Below are 19,832 nucleotides of genomic sequence, written 5' to 3' on the forward strand. Positions count from 1 at the left end.
CCCCGACAGCGAGATGGCCCCGTAGCGCCGCGCCGGGCGGGAGATCACGCGCGCCGCCTTGTGTGCGTCCGGCGCACGCACGCCCACCACGTCCGCCCTGGGCCAGGTCAGCCCATCGGGTCCGTCGACCGGTGATCCCGCAAACGCAGTGCGCGCCGGCGCGACCTAGTCGCATTTCTTCAAAAGATGGCGTTCCCTCTTTAATCCGGGGCGACCGGCATTGGCGTTGCCCACCGGCCTCGCGCGTGCGAGAGTCGGGACCTGGAGTGGAGCGACAGGGACGGAGCTGGTGCGGGAATGATCGAGTTGCAGGCGGTCCATCGTCGCTACGCGACGGGCGGGCAGACCGTCCATGCGCTGGCCGGCGTGGACATGAAAGTGGCCGCGGGCGAGTTCGTCGCCATCACCGGTCCGTCTGGCTCGGGCAAGTCGAGCCTGCTGAACATCCTGGGCTGCCTGGACCGGCCCAGCAGCGGCCGCTACCTCATCGAAGGCCGCGACGTGGCCGGCTTGGACGACGAGGCCAGCAGCGACATGCGCAACCGGCGCATCGGCTTTGTCTTCCAGAGCTTTCACCTACTGCCGCGGCTGACTCTGCTGGAGAACGTGCTGCTGCCGCTACGCTTCAACCGCACCCCACCGGCCGATGCGCATGCGCGTGCATTGGCATTGCTGGAGCGGGTGGGACTGTCTTCGCGCATCACGCATCGCCCCAACGAGCTCTCAGGCGGACAGCAGCAGCGCGCTGCGATCGCCCGTGCCCTGCTGTTGCGCCCGGCCCTGCTACTGGCGGACGAGCCGACAGGCAACCTGGATTCCAGGAGCGCGGCCGACGTGATGGCGCTGATGGACGAGGTCCACGCCGACGGTCAGACCGTGGTGCTGGTCACCCACGACCAGGAGGTGGCCGCGCATGCACCGCGCCAGGTCAGCCTGCGCGATGGCCGGGTGGAACATGACTCGACGCACTGAGCTCCCCGCCTTGCTGCTGCTGGCGCTGGCCGCCTGCGCGGCTCCGGCCGGCGCGGTGATCGCCCTGACCGGCGAGGTGCGAGTCGTCGATGCGCAGTCGATCTATGTCCCCCGTTCCAACATGTCGCCCACGGTGATCCGCTTCTTCTTGCCCGAAGGCCAGGCAGTGAAGAAGGGCGAGGTGGTATTGCGCGTCGATCCAGGCACGGCGGCCACGCAGGCCCAGGAAAAAGACGTGGAAATCGAGCAGGCCCGGGCCAAGGCCGACAAGGAAACCGCCGATCTGGAGGTCAAGGCGCTGGAGGCCGCACTGGAACAGGCCAAGGCCGACGCCAAGTTGGCCGACGCCAAGGTCGATGCGGCCCTGCCCCGGGAGCTGGTGTCCGGACTGGACTACGACCGCTATCAGGGCGAACTGAAGCGCGCGACCGAGGAGGCCGAGCTCAAGCGCCGCGATGCCGCCACGGCCCGCGCGGCGGTGGAGCAGCGACGCAGCGACGCCGCGCTCGAAGTGAAGAAGCTGGAGATCGACCGCGACTTTGCCCGCTGGCAGGCCGCCAATGCCGAGGTGCGCGCGCAGCGCGACGGCATCGTGGTCCATGGCTTCAACACGGCAAGCTGGCTGGGTGGACGCATCGACGAGGGGTCTTCGGCCATGGTCGGCAGCGAGGCCGGCCAGGTCGTGTCCGGCGGCACCCGACAGGTCCGCGCCTGGGTCCTGGAAGCCGACCGGGCCGGCCTGCGCCAAGGCCAGGCGGTGCGACTGGATTTCGACGCGCTGCCAGGCGAGCACGGCGGCGGCCACATCCTGCGCATCGCCGGCGCCCCGGAGTCCCGCCCGGCCTGGGGCCGCGGGCGCTACTTCCAGGTCGACATTGACCTGGACCCGGCGCCGTACACGGCCAGCCTGCTGCCCGGCATGAGCGTGCGCGTGACGCCCCAAGCCGCCGAGGCGCGCCAGTGAGGGCTTGGCTGTTCGGCCTGATCCTGGCGCTGCCGGCCACGCCGCTGCATGCCACCACGCTGGGCATCGATGGTGAAGTCTACGCACGCAGCAGCGCGCAGCTGCTGCCGCCGCAGGTCGACGAGCTTTACGAGTTCACCATCACCCAGCTGGCGCCGGACGGCAGCATGGTCGAGCGCGGCCAGGTGGTGGTGGCCTTCGACACCAGCGAGCTGGCCAAGACGCTCGCCGAGAAGAGCAGCAAGCTGCAGGAGAAACGGCGCGAGCTGGACAAGCTCACGCTCGACCAGGCCGAACGCGCGCGCACCGCACACCTGGTCACCGAGCAGGCGCGGGCGGAGCTGGACAAGGCGCGTCGCAAGACCGCCCAGCCCAAGGAACTGATCGCCGGCGTCGACTACCAGAAACTGGTCAACGCCCGCACCCTGGCCCAAGCCAGCTACACGCTGGCCGAGCAGACCGAGGCCGCCAAGGCCACCGCGCGCGCGGCCGAGCGCCGCGTGCTGGATGCGCAGACCCGGCAGCTCAACAACGATGTGACCCGACTCAAGACCTCATTGGCGGCGATGACCCTGACCGCTCCCCGCCCTGGGCTGATGCTGCACAAGAGTTCCTTCAGCGGCGAGAAGTTCGACATCGGCGCCAAGGTCTGGAAAGGCCAGAGCGTGGCCGAGATCCCCGACCTGTCCACCGTGGCCGTGCGTGCCGAACTGCCCGAACGCGACTTCCGCCGGATCCACCCCGGCCAGACCGCGCAGATCCGGCTGGAAGGCAGCGGGGCGGTGTTCCCGGCCCGCGTGGTCGGCATTGGCCGCACGGTGCGCAGCAAGTCGGGCGTGCAGCCGATCCCCATCCTGGATGTGGAGCTGCAGCTGGACAAGGCCGACGCCCGGCTCAAGCCTGGCATGAGCGTGCGGGTCGAGGTGAACACCGACGCCAAGGGGTCATCATGAACGCCGCGCGCCTTGCGCTCCTGCTCGCCTGCGCGACGGTGCTGGGGGGATGCCACGACGACCAGACCTCCGTCAGCACCGAAACGGTGCGGCGACACGCACTGACGCTCAGCGTGAGCGGCCTGGGACAGGTCCGCGCGGCCCAGGCCACCGCGCTGTCGGTCCCAGGATCGAACTGGGACAGCCGCCAACTGGAATGGATGCTGCCGGAGGGCACGCGGGTGAAGCAGGGCGAACTGATCGCGCGCTTCGCCTCGCCCCAGGGCGAGCAGGAACTGGACAAGGCGCAGATCGATCTGCGCCGCAATGCGCTGCAACGCCTGGCCAAGCAGGCCGAACTGGCCTCGGCCCAGGGGCGGGTGGATGTGGATCTGTCCGACGTGGCGACCCAGTTGGGAATTGCACAACGCTACGCCCATGCGGATCTGTCCACGCTGGCGCGCAATGACGTGCTCGACGCGGTGCAGGACGTGCACTACCTCGGCGAGCGCCAGGACACCCTGCGCTGGCAGCGCGCGCAGTCCGGTGAGCGCGGCGCGGCCGAGCTGGGCGTACTGGATGCCCAGCGCGCCACCTTCGACATGACCGCGCAATCCCGCCAGCATGACATGAATGCCTTGGAGCTGCGCGCGCCCACTGATGGGGTGGTCCTGCTGGAAACCAACTGGTCCGGGGAAAAGCCCATGGTCGGCAGCAGCCTGTACGCCGGCACGCCCTATGGCAGCCTGCCGGACCTGGCCGCGCTGGAAGTGGAGATCACCCTGCCGCAGCAGCAGGCCCAGGGCGTGCGCAAGGGCAATGCCGTGGAGCTGTATCCGATCGGCCATCCCGAACAGCGTTTCACCACCACGCTGTCGTGGATCGCCAGCGCGGCCAAATCGCTCAGTCGCCAGAACCCGGTCAAGTATCTGGCCATGCGCGCCCCGGTGCCCGACGCGGCGCTCAAGCGCCTGGATCTGGTGCCCGGCCAGCAGATGCAGGCCCGCGTGGTGCTGCTGCAGGCCCGCCAGGCCATCGATGTCCCCAACATCGCGCTGGCGCAGGACAGGGGCCAGTCCTACGTGCAGGTCCGCAATGGCAACGGCCAGGCCCGCCGCGCGGTGAAGCTCGGCGTGCGCGGCCCGGCGCGGACCCAGGTGCTCGAGGGACTCGAGCCGGGCGATGAGGTGATCCTCAGCGCGGCCGGCGCGCCGCCAGACGAGCCACCGCAGACCGACGAGGACGGGGGCCGGCCATGAGCCGCCTGATGCGGCGCGTGCCGCCCATCTGGCGCGAGGCCATCGAGGAGCTTTGGCGGCGGCGCCTGCGAACCCTGCTGACCTTGCTCGGCCTGATCTTCGGGGTGGGTGCCATCGTGGCCATGCAGGCGGTGGGTGAAGGCAGTCGCCGCGAGGCGCTGCGTCTGGTCGAGAGCCTGGGCCTGCACAATCTGATCGCCCAGGCCAAGTCGCAGGACGCAGACACCCTGCGCGAGACGCGCACCCGCAGCCTGGGCCTGTCGGTCGCCGATGCCGAGGCCGTACAGGCCGTGGTCCCCGGCGCGGAGCGCTTCGCGGCAGAGAAGGCCGTGCGCACCTATTCGGTCTTCGGCGAGCACGGGCACAGCGATGCCCAGGCCTATGGCGTGAGCCCGGACTTCTTCGCCCTGTCCTCGCTGCGCGTAACCCAGGGACGAGGCCTGAGTACGCAGGACAACGACCATCTGGCGCCGGTGGCGGTGCTCGGCGCGCAGGCGGCGCACAGCCTGTTCCCGCAGGGCCAAGCCCTGGGCCAGCTGATCAAGGTCAACCACGTCTGGCTGGAAGTGATCGGCGTGTTGGCCGATCGGGATTTGGGTAAGAACGCGTTCGAGGGCGTGCAGCTGGGCCTGGAGAGCAACCGCATCTATCTGCCGCTGGACAGCGCACTGAACCGCTTCAAGTTCCAGGATCAGGAGGACGAGGTCGACCGCTTCGCCCTGCGCATTGCCGATCCGGACCAGCTGGCCGCCAGCGCGCAGGTGATGGCCAAGGTACTGGCCCAGCGCCACGCCGGTGAGGAGGACTACACGCTGGTGGTGCCGCAGCAGCTGTTCCAGCAGCACCAGAAGACCCAGCGCATCTTCCAGGTCGTGATGGGGGCCATTGCCGGGGTGAGTCTGCTGGTGGGCGGCATCGGCATCATGAACATCATGCTGGCCAACGTGCTGGAGCGTCGGCGCGAGATCGGCCTGCTGCGTGCGCTGGGCGCGCGCCGGCGCGATGTGGTCGCCCAGTTCCTGCGCGAGGCCACGGTGATCTGCGTGGCCGGGGTGCTGCTGGGGCTGTTGTTCGGCACGGCCCTGGCCTACGCGATCGCGGTGTTCGCCGGTTGGCAGGTGGCCTGGGCGCCACTGCCCATCCTGGGATCGGCACTGTTCTGCGGCGCGGTCGGCCTGGCCTTTGGCGTTTATCCGGCACGCCAGGCCGCGCGCCTGGATCCCATCGCAGCCCTGCGCCATGAGTAGGCATCGGACGCCATGAAACGCCGGAAACCGTGACTCCGTAAAAAAGCGTTACCGATGCTCAACAAACCCCCGGATTTTCAAGCATTTGCCGCTTGCCGGGAGTTCGCGCCCTGTCTTACGCTGGGGTTTCCCACACGGTCCGATGGAACGGAACGACGGCGATGGAGACCTCCCCGCAGCACCTCCAGGAAAACCCGAATGCGATCGTGCCCGACGACGGCGCGGCAGCGCTGAGGCGGGTGGCCTCGCGCCTGATCCTGACCTACCAGCGCCAGGACGGCAGCGTCGCCACGCAGGGGCTGGCACGGCAGCTGCCCACCGCGGCGCGAGCCTGCAACGTCCAGCCGCCGGAGCTGCTGCGCGCGGTGGTCTCGCAGCTTCCGCCTCCCGCCGCACGTCGCCTGGCCGGGGTGTTCCCGCCGGCCAGTCTGGCTCCGCGCGCGCCTTGGCGTCGTAAGAGCTGCGTGTACCGCCTGTTCGACGCCCTCCTGCCGGTGCGCTGGTCGCGCTACCGGCTCGGCCGTTCCCGGTATGCCTGGGTGCGCCTGCGCGCGAACGACCGCCTGGGCGTGCGCGCCTTCACCCTGGTCGAGCACGCCGCGGACGCCGCCGTGGCCCGCTTCGCCCGCGTGGTGGACCTGCACTGCTTCGCCGAGCGCTTCGCGGCCGATGCCGTTTTCCGCGATCGCGCGATCAGCCTGATCCGCACGTATGCCGCCCCCGAGCTGGAGAACCCTTCCGGGGCCGGCCAGCGCCTGAACATGATCGCGCTGTCGGACCTGGCCGCCTGGAGCACGGCGACCGCCCGCAGGCCTGAGCCGGCCGACTACACCCTGGGCGCCGAACTGCTGATGCTCGCCATTCCCGATGCGGTTTTCGACCCGGTGACCGACCAGCTGCGTGCCCTGCTGGCACACGCCGAGCGCCCCGTCCCGACGCAGCCCGTTCCCATCGTCCCGCCCATCGCGCTGGCCCAGGAAGCCTGAGCGCGGCAGGGCGCTCGGCCACCGTCAGCCCGCCAGGGCATGCAGCGCCCACGCCAGCAGCGGCAGCGTGGCCAGAGAGACCACGATGGAATACCCCACGATGGCCGCACACAGGCGCGGGGCCAGATCGTGTGAAATCGCCAGCGCCGCGGCCGTGATCATGGTCGGCATGCCCGACTCCAGCACGTTCACCTGCAAGACTTCTCCCTGCATCCCCAATGCGTAGGACAGCGGCAGCGCCAGCAGCGGCATCACCAGCAGGCGCAACACCACCCCCACCGCCAGCGGCTTGAATTCGCGTCGCGGCAGGCGCAACTGGATGGACAGGCCCACCGACAGCATCACCAGTGGCAGCATCGCGTCGGACAGGCGCTGCAGGCCACCACCGATCCACTTCGGCGGATCGGCCGGCATCACGGTCAGGGCAAACAACAGTGCCCACAGGGGCGGGAACTTGGCGATGCGCAGCAGCACGTGGCGGGCACTGGGCGTGGTCTCACCCGAATAGCGCGCCAGGATCACGATGCCCAGCGTGGACAGCATGAGAAAGGTGCCGAACTGGTCGTACACCACCGCGTAAGGCAGCGCGTGGTCGCCCAGCAATGCCCGCACCATCGGATAGCCGATGAAGCTGGAGTTGGAGAAGCCCACGCACACCAGCAGCGCCGCATGCTCCCCGCGGCTCAGCTTCAAGATGCGCGTGGCCAGCGTGACCAAGCCCCAGGTGGCCGCCATCAGGATCCACGGGGTCACGCTCAACCCCAACAGCGAACGGTCCATGTGCAGGCGCGGGACGAAGGTCAGCACCGCCGCCGGCAGACAGACGTAGAGCACCACCAGATTCAGGACATTGGCCGACCCGTCCGGAAACAGTCGCAAGCGCGCGAACAGCATGCCAAGCGCCAGCATGGCCAGGATCAGGGCGAAGGCGTCAAAGGCCACGGCGGGTTCCTATTGGGAGATTGCGCAGATGCGCCGCGTTGCAACATTGTCGGTGCCCGTCAACGCGGCCGCAAACGGCACATGGCGCCGCACGAGACAGTTGCAGATGAATGCATTGCTAGACTCAGGCCGATGCCTCGCCACCCGCCAATTCGGGCCGCCCATGACCAGCACCGCCGAACTGATTTCGCCTTCCTCCGCCGACACGCCGGCCATCGACACGCTCGACGCCGACTACACGCTGGAACACAAGTACACGCGCACCGACGGGCGCATCTACCTGTCCGGGGTCCAGGCCCTGGTGCGGCTGCCGCTGATGCAGCGGCTGCGCGACGATGCGGCGGGCCTGAACACCGCAGGCTTCATCAGTGGCTATCGCGGCAGCCCGCTGGGCGGCCTTGATCTGGAGCTGTGGCGCGCGCGCAGGCATCTGGACGCGGCCAAGGTGACCTTCCAGCCCGGCCTCAACGAGGACCTGGGCGCGACCATGGTGTGGGGTACCCAGCAGACCGGGCTGTTTCCCGGCGCCACGGTCGATGGCGTGTACGGCATGTGGTACGGCAAGGGACCCGGCGTGGACCGCAGCGGCGATGTGTTCAAGCACGCCAACGCGGCCGGGACCTCGACGCTGGGCGGGGTCCTGGCCTTGGCGGCGGACGATCACGCCTGCCGCAGCTCCACCCTGCCACACGGCAGCGAGGAGGAATTCGTCAGCGCGATGATGCCGGTGCTCAATCCGGCCGGCGTGCAGGACATCCTCGACCTGGGCCTGGTGGGCTGGGCGATGAGCCGCTACACCGGGCGCTGGATCGGCTTCAAGACGATCGCCGAAACCGTGGAGTCTTCCGCCTCGGTCAACGTCGATCCGTTCGCACGCAGGATCGTGCTGCCCGAGGACTTCATGATGCCGGCCGGTGGCCTGAGCATCCGCTGGCCCGATCCGCCGTTGGAGCAGGAAATGCGCCTGCACCGCTATGCGGTCGCCGCGGCGCAGGCCTTCGCCCGTGCCAACGGCATCGACCGCATCGTGCTGGATTCGCCGCGCGCGCGACTGGGGATCGTCACCACCGGCAAGAGCTATCTGGACGTGCTGCAGGCACTGGAGTATCTGGGCCTGGACGAAGCGGCCTGTGCGCAGATCGGCATCCGCGTCTACAAGGTCGGCATGAGCTGGCCACTGGAACCGGTGGGCATCACCGCCTTCGCGCGGGGATTGGACGACATCGTCGTGGTGGAGGAGAAGAAGGCCTTCATCGAGCGGCAGATGAAGGAGCTGTTCTACAACTGGCCGGCCAATGCGGGCGCGCGGCCGTCCATCGTCGGCAAGTACGACGAGGCCGGTGAATGGATCCTGCCGTCCACCGGCGAACTCACCCCGGCCACCATTGCCGGGGTGATCGGCGCGCGCATCCAGCGCTTCGCGCGCCTGGAATCCATCGAGCAGCGCCTGCGCTGGATGGAGGCCAAGGAAGCGGAGATGGCCCTGCCCCGCGCCAGCTTCCCGCGCGTGCCGCATTACTGCAGCGGCTGCCCGCACAACACCTCCACCGTCGTGCCCGAGGGTTCGCGCGCGATGGGCGGCATCGGTTGCCATTACATGGTCACCTGGATGGATCGCAACACCGAGACCTTCACCCATATGGGCGGGGAAGGCGTCACCTGGTCCGGGCAGGCCCCGTTTACTGACACCCCGCATGTGTTCCAGAACCTCGGCGACGGTACCTATTTCCACAGTGGCTCGCTGGCGATCCGCCAGTCCATCGCCACCGGCGTCAACATCACCTACAAGATCCTGTACAACGACGCGGTCGCCATGACCGGTGGGCAACCGGTGGACGGTACGCTGACCGTCCCGGACATCGCCGCGCAGATGCGCGCCGAAGGCGTGCACACCATCGTGCTGGTGTCCGATGACATCGCCAAGTGGTCGCGTCGGCGCGACCTGTTCCCGGCCGACACCGAGTTCCACGACCGCAGCGCGCTGGACGCCGTGCAGGACGCGCTGCGCAAGGTCAAGGGCGTGTCGATCCTGATCTATGACCAGACCTGCGCCACAGAGAAGCGCCGCCGTCGCAAGCGCGGCAAGCTCATCGATCCGCCCAAGCGCGTGCTGATCAACTCGCTGGTGTGCGAAGGCTGCGGCGACTGTGGGGAAAAGAGTTTCTGCGTCTCGGTGCTGCCCAAGGAGACCGAATTCGGCCGCAAACGCAGCATCGACCAGTCCAACTGCAACAAGGACTATTCCTGCGTCAATGGGTTCTGTCCCAGCTTCGTCACCGTGCATGGGGGCAAGCCGCGCAAGGGCAAGAAGAGCGATGCGGCCACGCTGCTGGACGACCTGCCGGCCCCGGAATTCAAGTCAGACCTGCAGACGCCCTGGAACATCTTGATTACCGGCGTCGGCGGCACCGGCGTGGTCACCATCGGCGCACTGCTGGGCATGGCCGGGCATCTGGAAGGCAAGGGCGCCAGCGTGCTCGACCAGACCGGTTTGGCGCAGAAGGGAGGCGCGGTCACCACGCACATCCGCATCGCGCGCCAGCCGTCGGATATCCATGCCGTGCGCATCGCCGCCGGTGATGCCGACCTGGTGCTCGGTTGCGACATGGTCGTGGTCAACGACTACTGGGTGCTGTCCAAGGTGCGCGGCGAGCGCGCGCAGGTGGTGCTCAACACCTACGAGGCCATGCCCGGCACCTTCACCACCCATCCGGACATGCAGTTCCCCGCCGCCGAGATCATCGCCGGGGTCAAGGTCGCCCTTGGCGGACGCGATCCGCTGCTGCTCGATGCCACCCAGCTGGCTACCGCCTTGCTGGGCGATGCGATCGCGACCAATCTGTTCATGCTTGGCTATGCCTGGCAGCAGGGTCTGGTGCCGATCTCGTTCGACGCGCTGATGCGCGCGATCGAACTCAACGGCGCGGCCATCGACATGAACAAGACCGCCTTCGCCTGGGGCCGACTGGCCGCCATCGACCTGCCGGCGGTACAGCAGGCGGCCGGCATCGTACGCAACACCGAGACCCGCGAGGAACACCTGCCACGCAACCTGCGCGTGCTGCCGCCGGGCGAATGGGAAGGGACCGAATGGGGCGCGACCAGCGCGCCACGCAACCCGGACAACGCGCGCAGCGTGCGCGGCCTGCCCGACACCACCGCAGCCACCGTCGACGGCGCTACTGCCTTGCCGCTGGACGACGCGCGCCTGTCGCGCACGCTGGACGAAGCCATCGCCCGACGCAGCGCCTTCCTTGCGCAGTACCAGGACAGCGCCTACGCAAGGCACTACACCGACTTCGTCGCCCAGGTGCGCGAAGCCGAAAGCGCCCGGGCGCCCGGCGCCACTGCGCTGACCGAGGCGGTGGCGCGCTATCTGTTCAAGCTGATGGCCTACAAGGACGAGTACGAGGTGGCGCGGCTGTACACCAGCGGCGCGTTCAAGCGTCAGCTGGAGCAGCAGTTCGAAGGCGACTACACCCTGCAGTTCCACCTCGCCCCGCCGCTGCTGGCCAAGAAGAACGAGAAGGGCGAGCTGACCAAGCGCGCCTACGGCCCGTGGATGCTGCGCGCGTTCGGCCTGCTGGCCAGGCTCAAGGTTCTGCGTGGCGGCACGTTCGACGTCTTCGGCCGCACCGCCGAGCGCCGCATGGAACGCCAGCTCATCGCCGACTACCGCGCCACGGTCACCGGCCTGCTCGACACCCTCGATGCACAGCGCCTGCCGCTGGCGGTACGCATCGCCAGCATTCCCGAGCAGATCCGCGGCTACGGCCACATCAAGGAGCGTCATCTGCAGACCGCCAAGGCGGAGGAAGCCCGGTTGCTGCAACAGTGGCGCGATCCGAAGGCCATCCCCATCGTCCAGGCGGCCTGAACCGAGGAGCAAGCCGCCCATGCCAGGACACGGTCTGCCGCTCGATACCCCGCCATCGGCATGGGGACCTGCCCGATCGGTAAGCCAGCGTGCTCGGCAGGAACGTCACCGTCGCAGCGATCTCTTCAGGCGTCCCGACGCAGCCCCTCGGGACACTGGAGGGGTCGCGCTACCCCGTGCTGAGCCTGACGGCCGATGGACGCGAGCCAGCTCGGTGTCAGTCGGCCCGGGAGCAAGCGGGTTGAAGATGACCCCAGCACCCGTTCCAGCGCCTGGCTGCGGCTGACGCCCAGGCGCGCGGCCTTGACCGCTGCGCAGGCGGCCCACCGCACCGCACGGCAATCCGCCGCAGGCGACATGACGGCTCACTGCCAAGCACGCTTGGTTGCAACAGCAACGACGGCGCAGTTGCGTGCGCCTGGCCTGTAGCATGGCGGCCCTATGAGCAAGCCCCTCAAACCCGCCGACTACCTCAAGAAGATCCTCACCGCGCGCGTCTACGACGTGGCGGTCGAATCGTCCCTCGAGCCCGCCCGCACCCTCAGCCAGCGCCTGCACAACAAGGTGCTGCTCAAGCGCGAGGACCAGCAGGCGGTCTTCAGCTTCAAGCTGCGCGGTGCGTACAACAAGATGGCGCACCTGACCCCCGAGCAGCTCAAGCGCGGGGTGATCTGTGCGTCGGCCGGCAACCACGCCCAGGGCGTGGCGCTGGGCGCGCACCGGCTGGGCACGCGCGCGGTGATCGTGATGCCGGTGACCACCCCGCAGCTCAAGATCGATGCGGTCAAGGCGCTGGGGGGCGAGGTGGTGCTGCGCGGGGAAAGCTATTCGGATGCCTACGAGCATGCGGTGACGCTGGAGCGCAAGCAGGGCCTGACCTTCGTGCACCCGTTCGACGACCCGGACGTGATCGCCGGCCAAGGCACCATCGCCATGGAGATCCTGCGCCAGCACCAGGGGCCGCTGGACGCGGTGTTCGTGGCGATCGGCGGCGGCGGGCTGATCTCCGGGGTGGCCAACTACATCAAGGCCGTGCGCCCGGAGATCAAGGTGATCGGCGTCCAGATGGCCGATTCCGATGCGATGGCCCGCTCGGTGGCCGCGCGCAAGCGCGTGGCACTGGATGACGTGGGCCTGTTCGCCGACGGCACCGCGGTGAAGCTGGTGGGCGAGGAAACCTTCCGCATCGCCAAGCACCTGGTGGATGACTTCATCATCGTCGACACCGACGCGGTATGCGCGGCGATCAAGGATGTCTTCGTCGATACGCGCAGCATCGTCGAGCCCTCCGGGGCGATGGCGGTGGCGGCGATCAAGCAGTACGTGGCCACGCACAAGGTCAAGGGCGCGACGTTCGCGGCCATCCTGTGCGGGGCCAACATGAACTTCGACCGGCTGCGCTTCGTGGCCGAACGCGCCGAAGTCGGCGAGGAGCGCGAGGCGCTGTTCGCGGTGACCATCCCCGAGGAGCGTGGTTCGTTCCGCCGCTTCTGCGAACTGGTCGATCACCTGCCCGGCGGCCCGCGCAATGTCACCGAGTTCAACTACCGCATCAGCGATGCGGCCCAGGCGCACGTGTTCGTCGGGCTAACCACGCACGGCAAGGGTGAATCGGAGAAGATCGCCGCCAGCTTCATCCGCCACGGCTTTGCCACGCTGGACCTGACCCATGACGAGTTGGCCAAGGAGCACGTGCGGCACATGGTGGGAGGGCACTCGGCCCTGGCCCAGGACGAGCGCCTACTGCGCTTCGTCTTTCCTGAACGCCCGGGCGCGCTGCTGAAGTTCCTCAACCTGCTCAAACCAACCTGGAACATCAGCCTGTTCCACTACCGCAACCAGGGCGCGGACTACGGACGCACCCTGATCGGCCTGCAGGTCCCGGCGAAGGACGATGCCGCGTTCCAGCGCTTCCTCGATGCGCTGGGCTATCCGTACGTGGAAGAGACCAATAACCCGGTCTACCAGCTGTTCCTGCGCAACTGACGCCGCTCACTCCGTGAAGCGCGGCCCGCGCCGTAGCCGGATCGGGCCCACGGCGCTATGGATGTCCACGGGGCGGCCGCGCTGGCAGGCCTGGAGGCGGCCGTCGGCAATCATGAGCGCGGCCACCTCGCGGACCTGCGGCATGAGGGCGCGCCATCCATCTTCATCGTCATTAAGCGCACGCGCCACTTCCGACGGGCACAACGAGGCGTTCGGATCCCGCTGAGCCAGTAACCTCAGGAGCGTGTCGGCAATGGCCTGGGAAGGAACCGCCATCCCTCAGGCGGGTTGCAGCAACCGCAGGCCGAACCAGTCGTGCGCGTCGTTCCAGCCATGGGTGACCTTCAGCCCGGCCTTGGCTGCCAGCACGGCGAAGCTGGCATCGGTGTACTTGTGGCTGTATTCGACCTGCATCGGCTCTCCTTCGGCAAAGTCGAATGCCTGGCCGGCCACGTGCACGGTCTGCTGGCGCTGGCTGACCAGAAAGGTTTCGATGCGCAGGCGCTCGCGCACATACACGGCCCGATGCCTGAAAGCGTCCAGGTCGAAGTCGCTGCCGATCTCGCGGTTCAGCCGCGCCAGCAGGTTGAGGGTGAACGCTGCGGTCACGCCGGCGGCATCGTTATAGGCGGCCTCGATCAACGCCGGATCCTTGTCCAGGTCGATGCCGACCAAGGCGCAGCCGCCGGCCCCCATCGTCTGGCGCATGCCCCGCAGCAGTGCCAGCGCGCCGGCGTCGGTGAAATTGCCCAAGGTCGAGCCGGGGAAGAACATCACCGTGCGTTGCGCCGGGCGCGTGCTTTCGGGCAGGGATAGCGGTTGGGTGAAGTCGGCGCAGACCGGCAGCATTTCCAGGTCAGGGAACTGCTGGGACAAGCGCGCGGTGGCTTCCAGCACCGCCGTGCGCGAGATCTCCACCGGGGTATAGGCCACCGGAGCGCGCAGGCGTTCGAGCAGCAACTCGGTCTTGCGACCGCTGCCGCTGCCGTACTCGACCACGTGCGCGCCCGGTCCAATGGCCTGGGCGATGGACGGCAACCGCGCTTCCAGCAGCGCCAGCTCGGTGCGGGTGAGGTAGTACTCGGGCTCGCGGGTGATCGCCTCGAACAGCCGCGAGCCCTCGGCGTCGTAGAAATACTTGGACGGCAGGGTCTTGGGCGTCTGCGACAGTCCGGCCAACGCATCGGCGGTGATGTCGTCGGGCTGGGGACGCAGGTCGGTCAGCGCATCACGGGCGCGCATCAGGGCACAGGCAGCGGCATTCACGTCAGGTCACGTCCTTGGCAAGGCGCATCCCGGCAAACTGCCAGCGCGCGTCGGAGGGAAAGAAGTTGCGGTACGTCGGGCGAATGTGGGTCCGGGAGGTGGCGCAACTTCCGCCCCGCAATACCCACTGTGCGTTCATGAACTTGCCGTTGTATTCGCCCAGCGTACCGGGCCACGGCACGAAGCCCGGATACGGAAGGTAGGCGCTGCCGGTCCACTCCCAGACATCGCCGAACAGCTGCGACATCCCGGCGTCGGCCGCCGCCTGCGAACGCGGATGCAGCAGGCCATCCTCGACGAAGTTTCCGGACGCTGCCACGCCGCTGGCCGCCAGTTCCCACTCGGCCTCGGTCGGCAGGCGCGCGCCGGCCCAGCGCGCGAACGCATCGGCCTCGAACAAACTCAGCCCGCTGACCGGCGCATCGGGGTCGCGCTCGCGCCAACCACCGAGGGTGAACTCGCGTGTGCCATCCTCATGCCAGTACAGCGGTCGCTGCCAGCCGCGCGCGCGCACCGTGGCCCAGCCATCGCTGAGCCAGTGCGCGGGCTCGCGATAACCGCCAGCCTCCACGAAGGCAGCGAACTCGGCGTTGCTCACCGGCCGGTTGGCCAATGCATGAGCGGCCACCAGCGTGCGATTCCGCGGGGATTCATTGTCGTAAGCAAACGCATCGGCCGCCGGCCACGCCGCAGCACCGATTTCGACGATCTGCTCGTCCCGCGCGCACCAGCGCAGGGGCGCGGCGCCAGCGCGCTCGGCGGGCAGGTCCTCGCGATAGGCCGGCTGCAACGGATTGCTCCACAGCGCATGGCGGATGTCGGTGAGCAGCAGTTCCTGGTGCTGCTGCTCGTGCTGGATGCCCAGCTGCACGATCTCCAGCGCCTCCTCGTCCAGGGCGCGCTGGCGCAGGCGCTCAGCCATTGTCGCTTCGACCGCCGCGCGGTAGTCCCACACCTGGGCCAGCGATGGCCGCGAGAGCATGCCGCGCCGCGCCCGCGCGTGCATGGGGCCGGCGCTGTTGTAGTAACTGTTGAACAGGTAGTCCCAGGCCGGGTCGAAGGCCTGGTACCGCGGATCGCGCGCCAGCACGAAACGCTCGAAGAACCAGGTCGTGTGCGCCAGGTGCCACTTGGCCGGACTGGCGTCATCCATGCTCTGCACCATGGCGTCCTCGGCGCTGAGCGGCGCGGCCAACGTGCGCGTGAGCGCGCGCATGTCGAGGAATTGCTGCAACAGCAGGGCCGAACGCGCGTCGCGTTGCGGGGAAGCGTCCACTGGGGCGATGGCATGCATGGCGATATGCTAGGCGGAGGCGGTGAACGCCTCGTTACGTCACCGTTTTCACGCCTCGCTAAGCTGCATCGATGCCCGATCCATTTCCATCGCTACCACCATTGCAGTGGGAGCAGCGCAGCGCCGCCTTCGCCGTCCCGCCCGGCGTCATGTACCTGGACGGCGCAGCAAAAAGCCCGCGCCTGCGACACACCTTGGATGCCGCGCACACCTTGCTGGAGGCCGAGGTCGATCCGCGATGGCTGCCTTATGCGTCCTTCCTGCACCATCTGGAGGCCACCCGGACGCTGGCGGCGAACCTGCTGTTCGAGGCCGATGTCGACGGGTTGGCCATGGTGCCCTCGGCGGCCCATGGCGTGGCCACGGCCGCTCGCAACCTGCCGCTGCAACGTGGCGAGCACGTGCTGGTCCTGGACGGTCAGTTCCCCTCCAACCTGCTCGCCTGGCAGCAGCGATGCGGGGAGGTCGGCGCACACCTCGCAGTCGTAAAGCCACGCGAAGGCGAATCGATCACCGACGCGGTGCTGCGGACGCTGGCCGACACGCCGCGCGTGACCATCGCCGCGCTGCCGCATTGCCACTGGCACGATGGGCAGCTGCTCGATCTGGATGCCATCGCCGCTGCCGTCCACGACCGCCATGCGGCCCTGGTGCTGGACCTGAGCCAGAGTCTGGGCGTGCTGCCCGTGCAGCTGACCCGGTGGCAGCCGGATTTCATCGTCTCGGTCGGCTACAAGTGGCTGCTGGGGACCAGCGGCCTGGCATGGCTGTGGGCGTCGCCACGCTGGCGGTGCGAAGGCGTTCCACTGGAACAGCACTGGGGCGCGCGGGATCCGGGTCCGGACTGGGTCTATCCGATGGACGCCGCACCGCCTTATCTATCCGGCGCACGTCGCTTCGATGCGGGCGGTGTGGCCGATCCACTGCGCTTGGCGATGACCTACGGCGGACTGGCGCAGCTTGAGGCCTGGGGATTGGCGCGCGTCGCCGCCGCGTTGGGTGAGGTGACCAACGCGCTGGATGCAGCGCTCGAGGCGCGGGGCCCGTCTGCGTGGAAGACCGCGGGGCACGCGCCGCATCTCACTGGATTACGGGTGCCGGCGGATCGGTTGGATGCGGTCGCGGCGGCGTTTGCGGAGCGCGGGATCATGTGTTCGCGCAAGCCGGCGTGTTTGCGCTTGGCGCCGTGCTTGGCGGTGGAGGCGGGGCAAATGGAAGTGGTGGTTGAGGTCGCGGTCAACGCCTGCCTCTAAGCGCGTCACGCTCGCTGTTCCTGGCGCTGTTGCTGTTGCTGTTGCTGTTGCGGTTGCTGGTGCTGGTGCTTCACCTGACCGAGCCGTAAAGCGCGCCGAGCACCGCAGCGAAGCAGGGCCGAAGAGGCGCCCTGTCTGAGCGCAGCGAGTTTGGGCGCCGTGCCCTGCTTTGCGAGGAGCGCAGGGAACCGATGCGTAGCATCGGCGCGTATCCGGCGAGAAGCGGTTTTGCCTTCTTTTGCCGCGACAAAAGAAGGTCGCGCCCGAAAGGGCGTGAAAGCTTTTGATCTAGCGCAACTTTGGATTTCGCAGAGCATCGCGCCTGCAGCGCGACAAGTGCAAGGCTTTCGCGCTTGCAGCGCGAGTGACTTTTGTCGCGGCAAAAGTCACCAAAACCGCTACTCGCCGGACACTCGCCGCCGCTGCGCGGCGGTCCCCTGCGCTTCTCGGAACACGCGGCACGTCGCCCAAACTCGCTACGCTCAAACAGGGCGACTCTCCGGCCGCGCGTTCCTGCGATGCTCGGCTCGCTTTACGGCTCAGACAATGGAAGCGAGCAGCAAACACAACGGCCGGACAAACTGCAAACAGCAACGACAAAGCAAAAGAGCTAAGCCCGTGCGGCGAGCCGCAGGCCCCGCGGGGTCATCATCCGCTCGAACACCTCAAATCCCCCTTGCACCACCAGAGCCAGCACCGCCGCCGGCACCGCGCCCTCCAGAATCATCCCGAGGTTGTCCAGGCGGATCCCGGTCAGGATCGGCTGCCCGTAACCACCGGCGCCAATCAGTGCACCAAGGGTGGCGGTGCCGACGTTGATCACCGCGGCGGTCTTGACCCCGGCCAGGAGGGTGCGCAGGGCCAGCGGCAGTTCGACCCGCCACAGGCGCGTGCGCGGCGGCAGGCCCAGGGCCGCGGCGGTCTCGCGCAGATCGCGCGGAATGCCGGTCAGGCCGGCATGGGTGTTGCGCACGATCGGCAGCAGCGAATACAGGAACAGCGCGGCGATCGCGGGCCTGGCGCCGATACCGAACAGCGGAATCATGAAGACGAACACCGCCAGCGAGGGCAAGGTCTGCAGAACGCCGGTCAGCGACAGCACAATCTGGCCCAGGCGTGGGCGACGCGCAGCAAAGACCCCCAGCGGCAGGGCCACCAGCAGGGCACACCCCAGCGAGATGCCGACCAGGGCCAGATGCTCGCCGGTACGCCGGACGATGCGCGCGGCCCGGCCGCTGCCCTGCGGCGCGTCGACACCGACGAACTGCGCGGCCACCTGCGCCTCACCGCGGTGCTCCAGCTTCACCTGCGCGTTGAGGTGACGCATGGTGTCCGCGTCGATGCGGCCCTGCAGGGTCTTCAGCACCTGCAGGAACTCCGGCGCGCGCTGGGCCAGGTCCAGCCGATACAGGAACACCGCCTGGTAGTCGGGGAAGAAGTGCCGATCATCGTCGAGTACCACCAGGTGGTAATACGGAATCTCCGCATCGGTGCTGTACAGGTCGGTCGCATCAATCGCACCGCTCTGCAAGGCCCGGTAGGCCAGATCGTGGTCCAGCCCATTGGCCTGCTGCGGCAGGCCATAGGCCTTGCGCACGCCCGGCCAGCCGTCCGCGCGCTGCAGGAACTCATTGCTCAGCCCCAACTTGAGGGAGGGGTGGGCGGCCAGGTCGCTCAGGGCGCGGATGCCCAGCGCCTGTGCGCGCGTCTGGCGCATGCCGAAGGCGTAGGTGTTCTGGAAGCCTAGTGAGCGGGTGATGCCCAGTCCGCGCCGGGCCAGCGCCGCGGCGACCTGCGCATCGCTGGCGTCGGGCTGCTGCAGCAGTTCCTGCTTGAGCGTGCCGGTGTATTCGGCATAGGCGTCGATGTCGCCTTCCTCCAACGCGCGCCACAGGATCCGCGTGCCGCCCAGCTGGCGCTTGTGGGTGACCTCCACGCCGGCCTTGCGCCCCTGGGCCACGGCGATCTCGCCCAGGATCACCGCCTCGGTGAAGTTCTTCGAGCCCACGGTCGCCTGCTCGGCCGCACGCGCCGGCCCGACCAGCGCCGTCAGCAAAAGCACCCAGCCCCACAGCACACGCCTCATGCTGCGTCCTCCAGGGTGCGCTGGGCGGTCATGAAGGCAGTGACGAATTCGTCCACCGGCGTATCCACCAAGTCGCGCGCCGTGCCCTGCTGCAGCACGCGCCCATCGCGCATCAGCACCAGCGTGTCGGCCAGGTAGGCCGCTTCGGCCACGTCATGGGTGACCAGCACGACGGTCTTGCCCAGTTGTGCGAACAGCGTGCGCATCTGGGTCTGCAGCTCGTGGCGCACGATGGGGTCCAGCGCCCCGAGCGGCTCGTCCAGCAGCAGGACCGGCGGGTCCAGCATCAGCGCGCGCACCAGGCCGACACGCTGGCGCTGCCCCCCGGACAGTTCGGCCGGGAACCGCGCCAGCAAGTCGGGTGGCAACTGGCACAGCGCGGCCAGCTCCTCCAGCCGCTGCGCGATACGGTCCTTCGACCAGCCCAGCGTGCGCGCCAGCAGTGCGGCGTTGTCACGCACGCTCAGGTGCGGGAAGAGCCCGCCTTCCTGGATGACATAGCCAATGCGCCGGCGCTGTGCCAGCAAGGTGTCGCGCCGCAGCGGCTGGTCATCGAAGCGCACCTCGCCCGCGTCCGGCCACTCCAGCCCGATCAGCATGCGCAGCACGCTGGACTTGCCGGCGCCACTGGGACCAATCAGCGCGGTGGTGCGGCCTTGGTCGATCTCGAGATCGACGGCGTCCAGCGCCACGGCGCTGCCGTAGCGGCGCGTGACACGCTGCAGGGAAAAGATCGACATGGGCATGATGCTGGCACACCCCACGGCC

14 protein-coding genes and 1 pseudogene are annotated in these 19,832 nt (G+C 68.4%); 9 read left to right on the top strand and 6 right to left on the bottom strand.

Annotated features, from left to right (window positions below):
- The first annotated feature begins 297 nt into the window (after window positions 1-297).
- From ACORQU_RS06050 to ACORQU_RS06075, 6 genes are all read left to right on the top strand, one after another.
- Window positions 298-972: an ABC transporter ATP-binding protein gene (locus ACORQU_RS06050; RefSeq protein WP_491643917.1), complete on the top strand. Its 675-nt coding sequence runs from the start codon at window positions 298-300 to the stop codon at window positions 970-972.
- Window positions 956-1,936, top strand: coding sequence for an HlyD family secretion protein (locus ACORQU_RS06055; protein ID WP_271648256.1), 981 nt, complete (start codon window positions 956-958; stop codon window positions 1,934-1,936). The genes ACORQU_RS06050 and ACORQU_RS06055 overlap by 17 nt, the downstream gene beginning before the upstream one ends.
- Window positions 1,933-2,889 (top strand): HlyD family secretion protein, encoded by a 957-nt coding sequence (locus tag ACORQU_RS06060; RefSeq protein ID WP_491643918.1) that lies wholly within the window; start codon window positions 1,933-1,935, stop codon window positions 2,887-2,889. Before ACORQU_RS06055 ends, ACORQU_RS06060 begins: the two co-directional genes overlap by 4 nt.
- Complete coding sequence (locus ACORQU_RS06065; protein WP_491643919.1) at window positions 2,886-4,127, top strand: efflux RND transporter periplasmic adaptor subunit; 1,242 nt, start codon at window positions 2,886-2,888, stop codon at window positions 4,125-4,127. The genes ACORQU_RS06060 and ACORQU_RS06065 overlap by 4 nt, the downstream gene beginning before the upstream one ends.
- Window positions 4,124-5,374: an ABC transporter permease gene (locus ACORQU_RS06070; protein WP_271648253.1), complete on the top strand. Its 1,251-nt coding sequence runs from the start codon at window positions 4,124-4,126 to the stop codon at window positions 5,372-5,374. Before ACORQU_RS06065 ends, ACORQU_RS06070 begins: the two co-directional genes overlap by 4 nt.
- A gap of 161 nt (window positions 5,375-5,535) precedes the next feature.
- On the top strand, window positions 5,536-6,360 hold the full coding sequence (locus tag ACORQU_RS06075) for a hypothetical protein (RefSeq protein ID WP_491643920.1): 825 nt from the start codon (window positions 5,536-5,538) through the stop codon (window positions 6,358-6,360).
- Between the two features lie 24 nt (window positions 6,361-6,384).
- Here the strand turns inward: ACORQU_RS06075 and ACORQU_RS06080 are convergent, their stop codons facing one another.
- Complete coding sequence (locus ACORQU_RS06080) at window positions 6,385-7,302, bottom strand: AEC family transporter (protein WP_491643921.1); 918 nt, start codon at window positions 7,300-7,302, stop codon at window positions 6,385-6,387.
- A gap of 163 nt (window positions 7,303-7,465) precedes the next feature.
- Between ACORQU_RS06080 and ACORQU_RS06085 the strand changes: the two genes are divergently transcribed.
- Window positions 7,466-11,179, top strand: a complete 3,714-nt coding sequence (locus ACORQU_RS06085; RefSeq protein ID WP_491643922.1) for an indolepyruvate ferredoxin oxidoreductase family protein — start codon at window positions 7,466-7,468, stop codon at window positions 11,177-11,179.
- Window positions 11,180-11,620: 441 nt separating this feature from the next.
- On the top strand, window positions 11,621-13,165 hold the full coding sequence (gene ilvA / locus ACORQU_RS06090; protein ID WP_491643923.1) for a threonine ammonia-lyase, biosynthetic: 1,545 nt from the start codon (window positions 11,621-11,623) through the stop codon (window positions 13,163-13,165).
- A gap of 6 nt (window positions 13,166-13,171) precedes the next feature.
- Here ilvA and ACORQU_RS06095 read toward each other — a convergent pair whose 3' ends face one another.
- From ACORQU_RS06095 to egtB, 3 genes and pseudogenes are all read right to left on the bottom strand, one after another.
- Window positions 13,172-13,441, bottom strand: coding sequence for a DUF3253 domain-containing protein (locus ACORQU_RS06095; protein ID WP_491643924.1), 270 nt, complete (start codon window positions 13,439-13,441; stop codon window positions 13,172-13,174).
- Window positions 13,442-13,444: 3 nt separating this feature from the next.
- Window positions 13,445-14,431 (bottom strand): L-histidine N(alpha)-methyltransferase, encoded by a 987-nt coding sequence (gene egtD / locus ACORQU_RS06100; RefSeq protein WP_491643925.1) that lies wholly within the window; start codon window positions 14,429-14,431, stop codon window positions 13,445-13,447.
- A gap of 1 nt (window position 14,432) precedes the next feature.
- A pseudogene (gene egtB / locus ACORQU_RS06105) lies at window positions 14,433-15,647 on the bottom strand (ergothioneine biosynthesis protein EgtB); the annotation flags it as partial.
- A gap of 149 nt (window positions 15,648-15,796) precedes the next feature.
- On the opposite strand from egtB, the gene ACORQU_RS06110 reads away from it, so the two are divergent.
- A complete protein-coding gene (locus ACORQU_RS06110; protein WP_491643926.1) occupies window positions 15,797-16,978 on the top strand; it encodes an aminotransferase class V-fold PLP-dependent enzyme in 1,182 nt (393 codons plus the stop codon).
- Window positions 16,979-17,588: 610 nt separating this feature from the next.
- Here the strand turns inward: ACORQU_RS06110 and ACORQU_RS06115 are convergent.
- Both ACORQU_RS06115 and ACORQU_RS06120 read right to left on the bottom strand, forming a co-directional pair.
- Window positions 17,589-19,064 carry an ABC transporter permease/substrate-binding protein gene (locus ACORQU_RS06115; RefSeq protein WP_491643927.1) on the bottom strand — a complete coding sequence of 492 codons (1,476 nt, stop codon included), beginning with the start codon at window positions 19,062-19,064 and terminating at the stop codon, window positions 17,589-17,591.
- Window positions 19,061-19,804, bottom strand: a complete 744-nt coding sequence (locus ACORQU_RS06120) for an ATP-binding cassette domain-containing protein (protein ID WP_491643928.1) — start codon at window positions 19,802-19,804, stop codon at window positions 19,061-19,063. The genes ACORQU_RS06115 and ACORQU_RS06120 overlap by 4 nt, the downstream gene beginning before the upstream one ends.
- Window positions 19,805-19,832 lie beyond the last annotated feature (28 nt).

It is taken from the genome of Pseudoxanthomonas sp. JC1303 (assembly GCF_058448525.1).